This is a genomic window from Bradyrhizobium sp. C-145, from assembly GCF_023375135.1.
GTDB lineage: Bacteria > Pseudomonadota > Alphaproteobacteria > Rhizobiales > Xanthobacteraceae > Bradyrhizobium > Bradyrhizobium zhanjiangense.
Genome location: NZ_CP088150.1, coordinates 4,830,479 through 4,844,838, shown reverse-complemented (window position 1 = coordinate 4,844,838; position 14,360 = coordinate 4,830,479). Strand labels below are relative to the sequence as shown.

General features: G+C 63.7%; 14 protein-coding genes. 7 read left to right on the top strand and 7 right to left on the bottom strand.

The window, feature by feature from the left end; translation table 11 throughout:
- Positions 1–285: 285 nt before the first annotated feature.
- Positions 286–918: a TetR/AcrR family transcriptional regulator gene (locus tag LRP30_RS22625; RefSeq protein ID WP_128946716.1), complete on the bottom strand. Its 633-nt coding sequence runs from the start codon at positions 916–918 to the stop codon at positions 286–288.
- A gap of 123 nt (positions 919–1,041) precedes the next feature.
- Here LRP30_RS22625 and LRP30_RS22620 point away from each other — a divergent pair, with 123 nt between their 5' ends.
- Positions 1,042–2,007, top strand: a complete 966-nt coding sequence (locus LRP30_RS22620; RefSeq protein WP_249756377.1) for an alpha/beta hydrolase fold domain-containing protein — start codon at positions 1,042–1,044, stop codon at positions 2,005–2,007.
- A gap of 121 nt (positions 2,008–2,128) precedes the next feature.
- Here LRP30_RS22620 and LRP30_RS22615 read toward each other — a convergent pair whose 3' ends face one another.
- On the bottom strand, positions 2,129–2,368 hold the full coding sequence (locus LRP30_RS22615) for a hypothetical protein (protein WP_128933382.1): 240 nt from the start codon (positions 2,366–2,368) through the stop codon (positions 2,129–2,131).
- A 419-nt stretch (positions 2,369–2,787) separates the two neighbouring features.
- On the opposite strand from LRP30_RS22615, the gene LRP30_RS22610 reads away from it, so the two are divergent.
- On the top strand, positions 2,788–3,759 hold the full coding sequence (locus LRP30_RS22610) for an SDR family NAD(P)-dependent oxidoreductase (protein WP_249756376.1): 972 nt from the start codon (positions 2,788–2,790) through the stop codon (positions 3,757–3,759).
- Between the two features lie 248 nt (positions 3,760–4,007).
- Complete coding sequence (locus tag LRP30_RS22605; RefSeq protein WP_128941823.1) at positions 4,008–5,120, top strand: alpha/beta hydrolase; 1,113 nt, start codon at positions 4,008–4,010, stop codon at positions 5,118–5,120.
- A 13-nt stretch (positions 5,121–5,133) separates the two neighbouring features.
- Here the strand turns inward: LRP30_RS22605 and LRP30_RS22600 are convergent, their stop codons facing one another.
- On the bottom strand, positions 5,134–5,640 hold the full coding sequence (locus LRP30_RS22600; protein WP_164935046.1) for a MarR family transcriptional regulator: 507 nt from the start codon (positions 5,638–5,640) through the stop codon (positions 5,134–5,136).
- Between the two features lie 406 nt (positions 5,641–6,046).
- Here LRP30_RS22600 and LRP30_RS22595 point away from each other — a divergent pair, with 406 nt between their 5' ends.
- Positions 6,047–7,570, top strand: a complete 1,524-nt coding sequence (locus LRP30_RS22595; protein ID WP_128933386.1) for a porin — start codon at positions 6,047–6,049, stop codon at positions 7,568–7,570.
- 466 nt (positions 7,571–8,036) lie between these two features.
- On the opposite strand, the gene LRP30_RS22590 is transcribed toward LRP30_RS22595, so the two are convergent.
- The 3 genes from LRP30_RS22590 to LRP30_RS22580 form a co-directional block, all read right to left on the bottom strand.
- A complete protein-coding gene (locus LRP30_RS22590) occupies positions 8,037–8,540 on the bottom strand; it encodes a GcrA family cell cycle regulator (protein WP_249756375.1) in 504 nt (167 codons plus the stop codon).
- Between the two features lie 74 nt (positions 8,541–8,614).
- Positions 8,615–8,812: a hypothetical protein gene (locus tag LRP30_RS22585; protein WP_007603456.1), complete on the bottom strand. Its 198-nt coding sequence runs from the start codon at positions 8,810–8,812 to the stop codon at positions 8,615–8,617.
- Between the two features lie 200 nt (positions 8,813–9,012).
- Complete coding sequence (locus LRP30_RS22580; protein WP_249756374.1) at positions 9,013–9,954, bottom strand: acetamidase/formamidase family protein; 942 nt, start codon at positions 9,952–9,954, stop codon at positions 9,013–9,015.
- A 168-nt stretch (positions 9,955–10,122) separates the two neighbouring features.
- Here LRP30_RS22580 and LRP30_RS22575 point away from each other — a divergent pair, with 168 nt between their 5' ends.
- The 3 genes from LRP30_RS22575 to LRP30_RS22565 are packed head-to-tail and all read left to right on the top strand — an operon-like array spanning position 10,123 to position 12,917.
- Positions 10,123–10,890 carry a YdcF family protein gene (locus LRP30_RS22575; RefSeq protein ID WP_249761813.1) on the top strand — a complete coding sequence of 256 codons (768 nt, stop codon included), beginning with the start codon at positions 10,123–10,125 and terminating at the stop codon, positions 10,888–10,890.
- Positions 10,891–10,946: 56 nt separating this feature from the next.
- Complete coding sequence (locus tag LRP30_RS22570; protein ID WP_128946720.1) at positions 10,947–11,729, top strand: DUF169 domain-containing protein; 783 nt, start codon at positions 10,947–10,949, stop codon at positions 11,727–11,729.
- Between the two features lie 9 nt (positions 11,730–11,738).
- Positions 11,739–12,917, top strand: coding sequence for a saccharopine dehydrogenase NADP-binding domain-containing protein (locus LRP30_RS22565; RefSeq protein WP_249756373.1), 1,179 nt, complete (start codon positions 11,739–11,741; stop codon positions 12,915–12,917).
- Positions 12,918–13,055: 138 nt separating this feature from the next.
- Here the strand turns inward: LRP30_RS22565 and LRP30_RS22560 are convergent, their stop codons facing one another.
- On the bottom strand, positions 13,056–14,252 hold the full coding sequence (locus LRP30_RS22560; RefSeq protein WP_249756372.1) for an FAD-dependent monooxygenase: 1,197 nt from the start codon (positions 14,250–14,252) through the stop codon (positions 13,056–13,058).
- Between the last annotated feature and the right edge of the window lie 108 nt (positions 14,253–14,360).

Below are 14,360 nucleotides of genomic sequence, written 5' to 3'. Positions count from 1 at the left end.
ACCGATCGTTATATGCGTAGTTCCGAGAGTGCTTAGCGCAGCGCAGCAAGCAATTGTCTCGCTGCGGCGCATCACGGCCGTAGATCTGCAACCCGAGGCACGAGATTGCCGCGTTCAGCAGCCACTGCTTGGCTTTTACTCCAACAGTGTAGTCCTTCGATCTCGAAACTGCTCGAGCTTCGCAATTTGCGTTAGCTGCCAGAACTCCCAGTCGGGCAAGGTCGAGATCAATAACCTTCTGGGACTTGTCGACGCTCTAGCAATGAGCGCTTGCAATATCGACTGCTAAGCGGTTGGTCGCAAATATCCCACCACCATCCGCGTCGTCTCGTCCACCAGCGTCCGCACCATTTTCTCCGACAGCATCTCGGCCTGGTTCAGCACGGTGTTGTGCGCGACCGCCTCGATCGCGCTGACGCAGATGAACGTCGCTAGGGCCGGGTCGATCTTGCGCATCTCCATGCGGCGGCTTTCGAGATAGGCGCGCACGAGAGCGTGGACCTCGCGGTTGAAGGCTTCGACGTCTTTGAGCTGGCCGGTGCGCGGGATCTGCTCGGCGAGGACGCGGTGCAGTTTCGGGTCGATGCGGTGGGCTTCGATCGCGACGGTGACGAGTTTTCGCACGGCATTTTCGATCGGCAGGTCGGCGACTTCGGACAGTGCGGCGCGGACGAGGCCCATGATCTCCTCGTTGTGACGGTCGATCACGGCGGCGACGAGCGCCTCCTTGCTCGGAAAATACTGATAGAGCGAACCGACGCTGACGCCGGCGACCTCGGCGATGCGGTTCGTGCTCGCCTTCTCAAAGCCTTCGCGGACCATAATGCGAGCGGTTGCCTCGACAAGTGCGTCGACGGTGGCGCGGGATCGCGCTTGCGAGGCATTTTTCCGGGGTTTTGTCGGCGGTTTGCGCGCCATGGTGTCGAATCCGAATGCGAGTAGGAAAAGCGAGCGAATGCTCGCATTATAGCCGCAAGTGGCGGCGGGTCGGCAAGCGTCTTTGTCGCCCTGAGAGATCAAGCCAGGCGGAGAGAAGTGGCCATGAGCGTCGCAAAGATGTTGTCGTCCCTGCAGTTTTGCCCTGACTTCGGTGCCTTGCGCCGCGGCGATCCCGCACCGAGCTTGCAGAGCCGTTGCTTCAATGCGCTGCTGCGGCAGCTTCTGTTCAAGCAGCAGCTCGCCTCAGCCGAAGCCGTGCAGGCGCATGTTCAGAAGCTCGCATTACAGCCGGCCTCATATGAGCCGACGGGACTGGGCCGCGGCGTCGAGGTGACGTTGACCAAGATGGGCGGCTGGCCCGTGTATTACACCGTGCCGTCGTCGGGCCATGAGGGCTGCAATCACGTCATGTTCCTGCATGGCGGTGGCTTCATCAACGAGATCGTGCCGGCGCATTGGCGCTTCATTGGCGAGATGACACGGAAGGCGCGCGTCGTTTGCGTCGTGCCGATCTATCCGCTGGCGCCGCGCGCGACCGCGAAGGAGATCGTGCCGGCGACGGCCGAGCTGTTGCGCATGCTGCTGGAAGACGCGGGGTCCGCAAAGGTCACGGTGGTCGGCAATTCCGCCGGCGCGGGTCTTGCGCTCGCCGCCTGCCAGTGGCTGCGCGATCGCGGGCACCGGCAGCCGGCCCGGCTGGTGCTGATCTCGCCCGCGGCCGATGCCACGGTCAGCCGTCCGGAGCAGGTCGCGCTTGCCGCCCGCGATCCCATTCAGGACATTCCGGGGATCGTCGAGGCGGGACGGCTCTATGCCGGCGAGCTCGATGTCGGTCATCCCTTCGTCAGCCCGCTCAACGGCGCGTTCCGCGCGCTCGCGCCGATGACGATCTTTTCGGGCACGCGCGACCTTCTGTATCCCGACAGTGTCGATCTTGTGGAGCGGGCGAGAGCGGTGGGTGTGGCGGTCGAGCTGCACCTGCTCCGTGACCAACCGCACAATTATGCGCTGATGCCGACGCCGGAGGGGCGACGTGCGCGTGCGCTCATTTTGCGCGCGGTAGCTTAAAGGAAGGGCGTGATCATTGTCACAGAGCGCGGCGGCCGAATGAGGTGGCGCTATCGAGCCCATGCGGAGGGAGAATGGGCGCGCCTCCGGGGCGTTTCCTCGACGTCGTAATTCTACGGGCCTACGCGTGGCCCTTGATCTCGTAGTGGCCCGGCACGCATTTGTAGCGCTCGAGGCGCCAATTGGCGTGATAGATCGGATGCTCGCCCATCCATTTCGCCAAGGGGGCCTGTGCGCCGATCGCGCATTGCATCATCGACATCTCGGGCGTCATGTTGCTGTCGGTCACGATTTCCTCGACGCAACTGCCTGAGCTGACTGCGCTTAGCCGGCAAAGCACGGCAACGACGGTCACGAACATTCCTGTCACCTCATCGGTTGTTTCTGACCACGAAGAGGATGCAAGCGGAGTGCCAGAGCCTGTGACACGCACGCAACACGCTGGCCTAGCCGAATCGCCCCAGCGTCCACGCCAATTTGGCGATTCGGACTGTAAAAAAATTCCCCCTAACCCGAAGCCGGACAAATACGGGAACGGGGCAGTCATCTCCCGATTGTGGGACCAGCGCCACGCGGCGGCCTTTCGCGAGGCGCGCCCGACGCGCTGAGCCAGCCGCGCGTCGACGCGGCGGAATAGTCCGTCCGCCGAAATAACTGATGTCGGACCTGGCTGGACGCCGCTTTTACCTGCGGATGCGGCGCTGCTACAGTTTTGCGCGCGTTGCGGTGAGCGACGCTGTGACGAAGAAACATACCGACAAGGGGAGGGACCGAAGTCCCATGAAGGATTTTGCAGGAAAGATCGCGGTCATCACCGGCGGTGGCACGGGAATGGGGCGCGAGCTGGCGCGGCAGCTCGTGGCCGAAGGCTGCAACGTCGCGATGTGCGACGTCTCGGAAGCGGCGATGGCCGAGACCAAGCGGCTCTGCGAGGTCGAGAAGCTGCCGCAGGGCCTGCGCGTCACGACGCATGTCGCCGACGTCGCGATCGAGGATCATCTGAGGCGCTTTCGCGACGAGCTCGCCGAGCAGCAGAAGACGGACAAGATCCATCTGTTGTTCAACAATGCCGGCATCGGCGGCGGCGGCAGCTTGTTCACCAACACGCGCGAGCAGTGGGAGCGAACCTTCAACATCTGCTGGGGCGGCGTCTATCTCGGTGTGCGCACCTTCCTGCCGATGCTGGTCGCCGCCGACGAGGCCCACATCGTCAACACCGCGAGCGTCAACGGCTTCTGGGCCTCGATCGGCATGAACCAGGCGCACACCGCCTACAGCTCGGCCAAGTTCGCGGTGAAGGGATTTACCGAAGCGCTGATCGACGACCTCCGCCTGCACGCGCCACACGTCAAATGCTCGGTGGTGATGCCCGGTCACATCGGCACCTCGATCGTCTCCAATTCGCGCAAGGTGCAGAGCAGTGACGGCTCGGACCGACTCAACGCCGACGAGGTCGCGCTGACCCGCAAGCGCATGGTCGCGGCCGGCGTGCCGGATGCCGACAAGATGTCGGACGATGACATCCAGGCGGCGTTTGCCGAGCGCGCCCGCAGCTTCCTGGAGGATGCGCCGACGACGGCGGCAGAGGCCGCGAAGATCATTCTCGATGGGGTCAAGGCGGAGCGTTGGCGCATTCTCGTCGGCGAGGACGCCAAGCGCCTCGACGAGCGCGTGCGCGCCACGCCGGAGCAGGCCTACGACCGCGCCTTCTACGAAAGTTTTACGCAGGAGGTCGGCTGGCGGCTTGGCTGACCGCCCAAGAGGCGCGCGAATGTAGGTATGATAATCGTCATGGCAAGAGGTGCGCCGGTGATAATGCGTGCCACCTCTTGCCAGTGTTCAGCGCCTCATGCCGAATTCGAATGTCACGCATGCGACGCGTCCGTGCGTTCAAGCGATGGTGATCTTGAATGGGTCTCATTTGACGCACGCCAGCTTGGTTGGCCAACCAAAATAGTCTAGTCAATCAGGGGTAACGCGACGACAGAGCGTAGCTCCCGATGATACCCGCATGCCTCTCCGACGACTGGACCCTTTGCCCGGAGAGAGAGGACATCTCCGCTGAATTCACGCGGCTGCTCACCGCGGCCCAGGAGGGCGGCGCCACGATCGCCGAATGCCTGATGATTGCGCGGCAGCTGAAGCGGGGCAACGATCAATCCTGGCATCGCGAGTGGAAGAAGCTGGCGCAGGCCAACCGGCAGCGTGCCGAAGCCGCCTTCGCGGAAGGCCATTTGGCGACGGCACAGCGCAACTGGCTGCGTGCGACGAACTACTATGGTGCAGCGGCGATGCCGCTCGACCCGGCCGACGAGCGCCGCTGGGTCGCAGTGCTCGCGATGCAGGAGTGCGCCCGCCGCTATTTGTCGGCGCGCGGCCCGGCGGGCGAGGTCGTGACCATCCCCTGGATCGACGGACATGCGCTGCAGGGCTACTTCCTGCCTGCGTCGTCGGGAAGGGGGCGGGCGCCGACCGTGATCTGCATTGGCGAGCCCGGCCACCGCAAGGAGGAGTTTCTGTTCAAGCTCGCGCCGCATGCGCGCGAGCGCGGATTCTCGATGCTGGCACTGGACCTCTTCGGCGACCAGCGCGACGATTTTCTCGACGAGCTGCTGCGACGCCGGGATCTCGAGAGCTCGATTCCCTGCGTCATGGACTATCTGGAGATGCGCAGCGACGTCGATTTCGGGCGCGTCGCGATCGTTGCGGACGGCTGGGGCTCTTCCTTCGTCGCGCGCGCGGTATTGCAGGAGCCGCGGCTTGCCGCCGCCGTCTGCGACGGCGGGCTGTGGGATCTGCACGAGCGGGCTTTCTTCGCCAGCCGATTCGCCATGAGCGACGTCAGCATCGTGCCGGTGCCGCATGCCCCGCTGATGGCTTCCAGCGCCGACTGCCCGGTGCTGATCACGCTCGGCGAGGACGGCTGGCTCAAGGCCGATCGGGCCCGTCAGCTCGTCCAGAAATCTCGGCTCGGAAGCTCGGACGTGATGCTGAAGGTGTTCACTGCGGCGGAGACCGGCGCGGCGCAGGCGCATGCGGACAATCCCAGCCTTGCCAACGAATACATCTTCGACTGGCTCGAATCGCGGCTCGGCGCGGCCGGGCGGATCTGATCTAAAGCGCGCGTCAGAAATCGAGGGTGAGGCGGACGCAGGCCTTCTCGAGGCGGGACTTCAGCATTGCGAGCTTGGCGGTGAATTCGGTGAGCTCGTGCTCGTCGAACTCCTGGAAGACAAATTCCTTGATGGTCTTGTACTGCTCGTTGAGGCTCGCCAGGTGCTTCTGCGTCTTCTCGGTCAGGGACAGTCGCACCACCCGAGCGTCGGTCGGCGAGGGGCGACGGCGCAACAGGCCCTTCTTCTCGAGCAGCTTGGACTGGGTGGTGACGAACGAGGGATCGACGTGGAGGAGCTTGGAGACGACGTTGACCGGGATGCCGTCGTCCTTGTCGAGGTCGGAGATGGCCATCAGGATCAGCCATTGCGGGCCGCTGATGCCGAGCGTCCTCGCCCAGAACTGACGCAGCTCCTCCAGATACATGTTGATCGACGATATCTCCCAGGTGAAGCGCCTGATGATATCCAGATTTCCGATGGAGCGCAGGCGCGCACCCTCTTTCCTCGTTGCGGACACAGCGTCACTCCCGTGAACTGATTCTTCAGGCCGGTGTTCATGGAGGGCCATAGTCCACGCAAGCCTGCCCTGACGCAAGTGCAGAGCAGGGTAATTTCGTCACTAAAACTACAAAGATGATCAGCTCAGCAGATTTGGCTCACCCTGGTGTTGCGCGCGGGGCACAGGTTTAGTGAAACAATAAAGCTGACTAAATAAACTATTTTGATTAGCGGAACAGCGTAGGCATATTGGCTGGCGACGGTGGGGGGTACTCGATCGTCCCGTTGCAGGTGGTTCGCTCACGTCCCTCGCGTTGCAAGCGGGTGCGTCCGAAAGCGCGAAGCGGCCGAGCGGATTGAAGAGGCGGGGACCTGGGGGGCCTCACGGTCCAGTCTCCGTAAAATGAGCAACTTGGAGGTTTTAAATGAAAGTAGTGAAGAGCCTTTTGCTCGGCACTGCGGCGGGTCTGATCGCCGTAGGTGGAGCCCAGGCGGCCGATCTTCCGGTCAAGGCCAAGGCGGTCGAATACGTGAAGATCTGTTCGCTCTACGGCGCGGGTTTCTACTACATCCCGGGCAGCGACACCTGCATCAAGCTGGGCGGCTATTTGCGTGCCGAAGTCGCGCTCAACGCGGGCGGCAACTACAGCGCCCAGTACAACGGCGTCTTCGCGGCGAACAACCGCCTGACGAACTACTACTCGATGCGTGCTCGTGAGGATCTCAACATCGATACGCGCACCGCGACCGAGTACGGCGTGGTCCGCACCTATTTCGATGCGGTCTTCACCTGGACGACCGGCAGCTATGTCGGCACCGGCTCTGCCACAGGTGCGACCGGCTACAGTGCCACGACGGCTGGCTCGTCCACCATCAACCCGACGGACGGCGGCATCTCGGGCGGATCGCTCGGCGTCTACTACGCCTTCATCCAGTTCGCCGGCTTCACCATGGGTAAGTCCGTCTCGCAGTTCGACGCGCCCTGGATCAACTATCCCGGCAACAACTTCGACCAGCTGGTCGGCGGCAGCGGCTCGACCAATGGCGTCGCCCAGTTCACCTACACGGCTGATTTCGGCCAGGGCGTGACGGCGACGATCTCGGCGCAGGACCAGACTCAGTTCTTCACGACCAACATCTGGAACACGGCCGGCATGAGCACCACCGGCGTCCTCGGCGGCGCCTACGGATCGAACGACATCGGTGGCACCCGGTCGCCCGACATCGTCGGCGTCGTCCGTGTCGACCAGGCCTGGGGCCTGTTCCAGGCGTCGGTCGCCGCGCACGACAATCACGTCGGCTACTACGGCGCCACTGAAGTCACCGGTCATCCGGAAGACAAATGGGGCTGGGCCGTCCAGCTCGCTCTGTCGATCAAGAACATTCCGACCGGCGCAGGCGACGTGATCAACGTGTCGGGCGTCTACACCGAAGGCGCGAGCCGCTACAACTTCCAGTCGCTGGCTGCGACCAGCTACTCGATGTTCGGCAGCTCGAATGCGGCATATCAGAGCATCGGCTTCGCCGGCGTGTCTGACGCGGTGTTCGGCCCCGGCGGCAACCTCGAGCTGACCAAGACCTATGGCTTCCGTGGTGCCTACACCCACAACTGGAGCCCGTACTGGAACACGGCGCTCTACGGCGCGTGGGCTGCGGTCAACTACAGCGGCACGGCGAAGGGCCTGATCTGCGGCAGCGCCGCGTTCGCGACCCTGACCGGCACCTGCAACCCGGACTTCAACATCGGCCAGGTCGGCGTCATCACCCGCTGGACGCCGGTGAAGAACCTGACCTTCTCGGCCGACTTCACCTACAGCCATCTCGACCAGAAGTATTCGGGCGCGATCACGACCGGAGCACTGACGAGCGTCGCCAAGCCCGCGGCAACATATGAGCTGAAGGACCAGGACACCTACAGCCTGCTGCTGCGCGCCCAGCGCAACTGGTAAGCGCGGTCTTCGGACATGAAGCAGCCCCGGCGGGAAACCGCCGGGGCTTTTGTTACGATTCGGAAATCCGGCATCTATCCACGCAATCGATGAAGGCAAGCCATGCGATTCGATCGCCCTCAGACTTATTTACTTACTTGAGTTACTAAGCTATATAACTCTCAGCCGATTACGAAAGTTGCGGCTCTTAGCTTCACGCTAAGCCTCCAAGAACCTCCGGTGATGCCCCGCCGGAGGTTTTTCGTTTTCTAGAGCATGATTGAGATGAGGCTTGATCGCTGCAACACCGGAGGTGCACTCCCTCTCCCGCTTGCGGGAGAGGGTTGGGGAGAGGGTGTTTCCGCAATGGGACAATCCCCAAGAGGAGACAGCCCTCACCCGGCGCTTCGCGCCGACCTCTCCCGCAAGCGTGAGAGGTGACCGAGCCGCGGCTACACACATTTCATGCTCAAGAGATCCCGCGGCTTCAGCCGCGCATGGCGCGGCTGCGCGAGTTCGGCCGGTAGGCGAGGCGGCTGTGGCCGGCGCAGTAGGACTGGCCGTCGGGTGCAGCATTGCCGCAAAAGCAGAAATCGTCTTCACCCGGCGTCGAGATCGGCCAGCGGCACCGGTTCTCGGAAAGCTCCAGCAGCGAGCAGCGGTTGGCCTCATCGATCGGCCCTGTGATCACAGGCGCGTCGGTCTCGCCGTAGATCGTGGCGAGCATCTCATATTGCAGCCGCGGCACGGCCCTCGGTGCGCGCGCCGGCGCAAAGCCCCTGTCGTGAACCTTGCGCTCGTCGGCCGTCCGGCCCCGCGTCAGATTCAATCGGGACAGCTTGCCGATCACGGCGTTGCGGCTGACGCCGATGTCGGCGGCGATCTCGCGGCAGGAGAGGCCGGCCTCGAAATACCGCTTCAAGAGTTCAATGCGTTCGTCGGTCCAAGTCTGTGAAGCAGTCTGTGAAGCAGTCGGGGAAACAGCAGGCATGTGTAACGGTCCCAGGTTGCGAGATGTCGGCCATCCGCCTCTCGAGATCGGTCCGCCTCACGTCCGGCGCGCGTTCACGTCCTGCCATTGTCGCGGATCGACAAAAGCCCGTCCTTGATGGCGAGACGGATGCCTTCCTCGATCAAGGTACGTGCGACGCCGGGGACGCTGGTGCCGTGGGTGCCCTGTCTCACCAGTTTCTCCAGATAGGTGATGGTCGAGAGCGCCAAGGTTACGGGAATACGGTCAGTCTCGGCTTTTTCGGTGGCCATGGCCCGAACGCTAGCCTCTTACTCGGGTACATAAAAGTAACGATTAAGACTCTATTTAGGTCCAGGGGTGGAAGTCAAATCCGGGCCATGCCGGTGCATCAGCCCATTGGAATCGCTGGAGAAGTTCGGGCATGGCGCGGCGCGCCGCCCGAACGGCCGGGCGGCGGGATGCATCGACACGTCAGGGAAGGGTGGCCGGCTCAGCCGTGCACGATCGCCTTTTCGATCATGCAATGGATGCCCTTGGCGCCATTGACGGTCTGGGTCACCCGCAAATCGGCGGCCAGGCTGCACAGCGTATAGGCGTCCTCGCGCGACAAGTTTCGCGTCTCGCCGAGCAGCGCGATCATGTCGCGCAGCGCGCGCACCGCGCACTGGTCGAGGTCGGGGTCCATCGCCATGGTCATGTAGTGCGTCGCCGTCTCGGCGCGGGGATAGTCGAACTTGAGGTCCTTGCGCAGCGTCAGGCGGAAGCGGCCCCGGAGTGCAGTCTCGATCGCGGTGACGCAGACCTCGCCGTCGCCTTGCACGCCGTGGCCGTCGCCACAGGAGAACAATGCGCCCGGCACGAACACCGGCAAATAGAGCGTCGCACCCGCACCTAACTCCTTGTTGTCGAGATTGCCGCCCATCGCACGCGGGATCAGCGAGGAGATGCGGCCCCAGTTAGGTGGCGGCGACACGCCCATCACGCCAAAGAACGGTTTGAGCGGCAGGTCCAGGCCCCATGGCATGCGGCCGACCATCCGCGACCGGTCGAGCGGAATATTCAGGATACGCGTCTCGTGGAAATCGTCGGGCAGGGTGCCGGACAGCGGCTTGATCATGTTCCAGCCCCAATCCTGCCGGAGCTGGACGTCGAGGATCTCGACCGCGAGCACGTCGCCGGGCTCGGCGCCTTCGACCGCGATGGGGCCGGTGAGGATGTGGCCGGGCAGCATGCGCTCGTTTTTGGCGTGAACCTCGAACATCTCCGGCGGAATGTGAAACTTGTTGCGGTCGGGCAGCATGTCCGGACCGCCGCTGATGGTGTCGACCGTCACCTCATCGCCGCTGGCGATGGTGAGGACGGGCTTGAGCGCGGCTTCGAAGAAGCCCCAATGACAGGTTTCGGGGCTGGAATGCAGGTGATGATGGGTCATTTGCCGCGTCCGGTTGGTTTCATCGGCCGCGGGCTTGACCCGACGATCGATCCTCTTTCAAGAAGATTTCTGAAGAAGGCCGGGCCGGTCAAGCCCGCGCATGACAGGCACGATCATTTCAGCGAGGCTCCCCTGTTTTTCGCTCTTTCCAAGACCCTCGGCGTCGCGCTGCTGCCGATCAATCTCCTGGCCGAGCTCGGAATCCTGTCTGTCGTGCTGATGGCGACGCGCTTTGCCGCGCTCGGCCGCAAGCTTGCCGTGACGACGCTGGTTCTGCTGGCTCTGGCGGTGTTCTCGCCGCTCGGCAATCTCCTGATCTATCCGCTGGAGTCGCGCTTTGCGCCCTGGGATCCGTCGCGCGGTGCGCCCGACGGCATCATCGTGCTCGGTGGCTCCGTCGACACCGATCTGTCGGCGGCGCATCGCACGCCGGTCGTCGCCCACGCGGCCGATCGTCTATTTGCGCCGGCCGAGCTTGCCCGCCGCTATCCCAATGCGCGCATCGTCTTCACCGGGGGCACGTCGAACCTGGTCTCGACCAACGCGAGGGAAGCTGATTATTCCGCGCCAGTCCTGGAGAATGCCGGCATTGCGAAGGAACGCCTGATCCTCGAGCGGGACTCCCGCAACACCTGGGAGAATGCCATCTTCACCAAGCAATTGGTGTCACCGAAGCCGGGCGAACGCTGGCTCCTGGTGACGTCGGCCTTTCACATGCCGCGCTCGATGGGAATCTTCCGCAAGGCCGGATTTGACGTCGAAGCCTATCCGGTGGACTGGCGAATGGGCGGGCGTGACGATCTCTTCTCCTTCACCAATATGGGTGCGGACGGCCTTGGCCGAACCGACGTCGCCGTGCGCGAGTGGATCGGCCTCGTGGCCTACCGCCTGATGGGCAGGACCGGCGAGTTGCTTCCGGGGCCCGCCAAGGACTAGAACGAGAGCCGTAGAACAAGAACAGACGGCGCGCGATCGCCGGCTCGGAGGACGCCATGCAACAGCAGAGTGCGGACAGGATCGATCTTGCCGGCCTCGTCGCCGATCTCAACAGCCTGCTGCGGCTGAAGACGACGGTGATCGGCATGAAACTGTTCGCGCGTGCCGCGGACATGGAGGCGATCCCAAAAATCCGGCGGCCGAACGCGATCCACACCACCGATCAGATCGTCAGCATGGCCGCGCGTCTGGGATGGACCGTCGGCATCACGGCCGACGATCTCGTGGGCGCGCAATGCCGCGCGGTGATCGGCCTTGCGCCGCAGGATGAAAAATGGCTCGCCGGCGAAAATTACGTCGGCGTGTGGCACGGCACGGCGGAAGATGCGCGCAAGCGCCAGGAGGCGCTGGACGTGGTGCCGTTCGGGCAGTATCAGGCGCTCGCCGTCAGTCCGCTGGCGAGCGGCCGGCTCGATCCGCCCGACATCTGCCTCGTCTATGCGACGCCCGGGCAGATGATCATCCTGATCAACGGGCTGCAATATACCGGCTACAGGAAGTTCGAATGGGGCGTGGTCGGGGAGACCGCCTGCGCGGATTCCTGGGGACGGGCGCTCAAGTCCGGCGAGCCCAGCCTGTCCTTGCCATGCTATGCCGAACGGCGCTATGGCGGCGTGCCGGACGAGGAGATGCTGATGGCCTTGAAGCCCTCGCATCTTGCGAAGGCGATTGAGGGCATGAAGGCGCTGGCTAAGAACGGCCTGCGCTATCCGATCCCGCCCTATGGCATTCAAAGCGACGTCCGCGCCGGCATGGGCGTGAGCTACGCGAAAAAGTAAAGGCCGATCATGAGCTCTGCGAAATTCGACATCGTCGTCTATGGCGCGACCGGTTTCACCGGCCAGCTCGTCGCCGAATATCTGGCGGCGCATTACAAGGACGACAAGGCGCTGAAATGGGCGATGGCGGGCCGCAGCCTCGACAAGCTGAAGTCCGTGCGCGAGGCGATCGGCGCGCCCGCGGATACGCCGCTGATCGTGGCGGATGCGGCCGATCCAGCATCGCTGAAGGCGATGGTGGCGCAGACCAAGTCGGTGATCACGACGGTCGGTCCGTACCAATTCTATGGCGAGGGCTTGCTCGCGGCCTGCGTCGCCGGCGGCACCGATTATTTCGATCTCTGCGGCGAGCCGGTCTGGATGCGGCAGATGATCGACAAGTACGATGCGGCGGCCAAGGCGAGCGGCGCGCGCATCGTGTTTTCCTGCGGCTATGATTCCGTGCCGTTCGAGCTTGGCACCTTCTTTGTGCAGGAAGAGGCCAAACGCGTGTTCGGCGCCTCGGCTGCGCGTGTGAAGGGCCGCCTGCGCGACATGCGCGGCACGCTGTCAGGCGGTACCGCGGCGAGTGCGAAAGCGACCTTCGATGCGGTTGCCAAGGACCTCAGTCTTGTCGCCATTCTCAACGATCATTTTGCGCTGACGCCGGGCTTCACCGGGCCGAAGCAGCCGAAGGGTAACAGGGCATCCTATGAGGAGGATCTGCAATCCTGGGCCGCGCCGTTCATGATGGCGCTGATCAACACCCGCAACGTCCATCGTTCCAACATGCTGATGGGCTTTCCCTACGGCAAGGACTTCGTCTACGACGAGATGGTTCTGACCGGTCCCGGCGAGAAGGGCGAGGCCAACGCGAAGCGCGTGATGGCGGCCAATGCCGAGAAGACCGGGCCGAACGCGCCGAAGCCGGGTGAGGGGCCATCGAAGGAGGAGCGCGAGAACGGTCTCTTCAATCTGCTCTATGTTGCCATCGCACCGGATGGCCGCCAAGTGCGCGCCGGCGTCACCGGCGACCGCGATCCCGGCTACGGCTCGACCTCGAAGATGATTTCCGAATGTGCGATCTGCCTGCTGCGCGATGCGGCCGACGTTCCGCCTGGCTTCTGGACCCCGGGCGCAGCGATGCAGCACAAGCTGATCAAGCGGCTGCGTGACAATGCGGGGCTGACGTTCGAGGTGGAAGGGTGAGCGCGGGTGCGCATCACAACCACGGTGTCATCGTCGGGCTTGACCGGACGATCCAGTATTCCAGAGATGGTGTGATTGAATCGAGAGGCCGCGGCGTACAGGATGCCCCGCCTGCGCGGGGCATGACAACGTCCGCCGTCACACCGCCCGCGCGTCATACGCATACATGAAGTCCATGCCCTTGGCGCCTAGCGGTAGCAGCCATTTCAGCATCTGATTTCTGATCCACGCACCGGTCGCGCTGAACTCGCGCTTGCTGTTGCCGTTGCGGCGGGCCATGGCGACGATCTTTTCGGTGCGCGGGCGCCGCTCGGCCTCGAAGGCCTGGAAGGTGGCGCTGAGCTCCTGGCCCTCCTGCATCAGCCGCGCGAGCCGCATCGCGTCTTCGAGCGCCAGTGAGGCGCCCTGGCCGGCATGGGGGCTGGTCGCATGCGCGGCATCGCCGATCAAGAGCGAGCGCTTGCGCGACCAAGTCGGCAAGGTCGCGACGTCGAGCGTGTCGGTGACGACGATGTTCTCGGCCGCCTCGATGATGTCGGGAATCGGATCGTGCCAGCCGCGGTGGAAGCCGCGCAGATGCTGCTTCAGCGTCGCTGGGTCGAGCGCGCGGAACATCGTGGCGTCCATGCCGTGCGCCGGCTGCGTGCTCCACCACATCACGCCGTCGTTCGGATCGGGGCTGCAATAGCCGTAGCCGAAGAAGCCGCTTTGTCCGAACGTGGTCTCGACGTGACGGCCGATCGGCCTGCCGTCGAGCACCGCGTGCGGGACGAAGCCGCCGAAGCCGATCAGTCCGGTGTTGAACGGTTGCGGTCCGTCCGGCACCACCTGACGGCGCGCCACCGAGTGCACGCCGTCGGCGCCGATCAGGAAGTCGCCTTCGGCCGTGGTGCCGTCGGCGAAGTAGGCGATGATCGGCTGGTCGCCGCGGTCCTCGATCTTGATCAGGCGCTTCTCGAAATAGAGCGAGACGCAGGCACACCAGGCCTTGTCGATCAGGATCTCGTTCAGCGTGGCGCGACAGACGTTCACGGCCGGTTGGCCGAAGCGCCGCGCCAAGTCGCGGTTGATCGAGCCGAGCCGTTCTCCGCGCTGCGAATAGAAGTCGAAGGATTCCGCGACCGAGCCGCGGCTGATCAGTTCGTTCGCGAGGCCGATCTCGTCCATGACGTGCATGCCGTTCGGCGCGATCTGGAGGCCGCCGCCGATGCCTTTCGAATAGGGCCAAGCCTCATAGATCGCGGATTCGATGCCGGCGCGGCGCAGCAGGATGGCGGCCACGGGCCCGGCGATACCGGCGCCGATGATCAAGGCCTTGCGGGGACGGCTGGACATGGCTTGCTCCCGAGGTTTCCGTGGTGCTAGGAGAAATTACGGTTGCTAAATCTCTTAGCAACTAAGATATACATCGAGTAAGAGAAGAGGCCGACCTTGTCAAGGACG

Coding starts and splice junctions, on each gene's coding strand:
- LRP30_RS22595 (WP_128933386.1), top strand. CDS start 6,047: ATGAAAGTAGTGAAGAGCCTTTTGCTCGGCACTGCGGCGGGTCTGATC.
- LRP30_RS22585 (WP_007603456.1), bottom strand. CDS start 8,812: ATGGCCACCGAAAAAGCCGAGACTGACCGTATTCCCGTAACCTTGGCG.
- LRP30_RS22560 (WP_249756372.1), bottom strand. CDS start 14,252: ATGTCCAGCCGTCCCCGCAAGGCCTTGATCATCGGCGCCGGTATCGCC.
- LRP30_RS22625 (WP_128946716.1), bottom strand. CDS start 918: ATGGCGCGCAAACCGCCGACAAAACCCCGGAAAAATGCCTCGCAAGCG.
- LRP30_RS22615 (WP_128933382.1), bottom strand. CDS start 2,368: ATGTTCGTGACCGTCGTTGCCGTGCTTTGCCGGCTAAGCGCAGTCAGC.
- LRP30_RS22570 (WP_128946720.1), top strand. CDS start 10,947: ATGCAACAGCAGAGTGCGGACAGGATCGATCTTGCCGGCCTCGTCGCC.
- LRP30_RS22590 (WP_249756375.1), bottom strand. CDS start 8,540: ATGCCTGCTGTTTCCCCGACTGCTTCACAGACTGCTTCACAGACTTGG.
- LRP30_RS22580 (WP_249756374.1), bottom strand. CDS start 9,954: ATGACCCATCATCACCTGCATTCCAGCCCCGAAACCTGTCATTGGGGC.
- LRP30_RS22565 (WP_249756373.1), top strand. CDS start 11,739: ATGAGCTCTGCGAAATTCGACATCGTCGTCTATGGCGCGACCGGTTTC.
- LRP30_RS22620 (WP_249756377.1), top strand. CDS start 1,042: ATGAGCGTCGCAAAGATGTTGTCGTCCCTGCAGTTTTGCCCTGACTTC.
- LRP30_RS22610 (WP_249756376.1), top strand. CDS start 2,788: ATGAAGGATTTTGCAGGAAAGATCGCGGTCATCACCGGCGGTGGCACG.
- LRP30_RS22605 (WP_128941823.1), top strand. CDS start 4,008: ATGATACCCGCATGCCTCTCCGACGACTGGACCCTTTGCCCGGAGAGA.